General features: G+C 38.0%; 1 pseudogene. It reads right to left on the bottom strand.

Going from position 1 to position 619, the window contains the following annotated elements:
• Nucleotides 1-619, bottom strand: a pseudogene (locus ACRCJ0_RS18325) (carbamoyl-phosphate synthase large subunit); the annotation flags it as partial.

Below are 619 nucleotides of genomic sequence, written 5' to 3'. Positions count from 1 at the left end.
AGCAACACCCGCGCCATCTCTCATTACTTCATATTCGATTTCTTGGTAACCAGCAATTGATTTCTCAATTAAACATTGGGTTACTGGCGATAAAATCAAACCATTTTTAACGATTTTTTCAAGTGATGCTTGGTCTTCACAGATACCACCACCAGAACCACCCATGGTAAAGGCTGGTCTTACAATAATTGGGTAACCAATTTCATTGGCAAAATCAACCGCTTCATCAACAGTGTGAACAATTGTCGAATCTGGAACAGGTTGGCCGATTGAAGTCATCAAGTTTTTAAATAACTCACGGTCTTCTGCTTGGTCAATGGCTTTAAGGTTTGTACCAATTAACTCAATATCTAATTCTTCTAAAATACCTGAAGCATCTAAAGTCAAAGCCATGTTTAAGCCAGTTTGACCACCAAGCGATGGTAAAATTGCATCTGGTTTTTCTTCGTATAAAATTTTAGAAACCATTTCTTCAGTAATTGGTTCGATATAAATCTTATCGGCCATCTTGCGATCAGTCATTATTGTCGCTGGATTCGAATTAATTAGGACAACTTCGTATCCTTCCTCTTTTAATGCAAAACAAGCTTGAGTACCAGCATAGTCAAATTCGGCTGCC

It is taken from the genome of Aerococcus sp. L_32 (genome assembly GCF_050689315.1).
The sequence above is the reverse complement of the archived record's forward strand: the minus strand, read 5'-3'. Positions and strand labels throughout refer to the sequence as shown.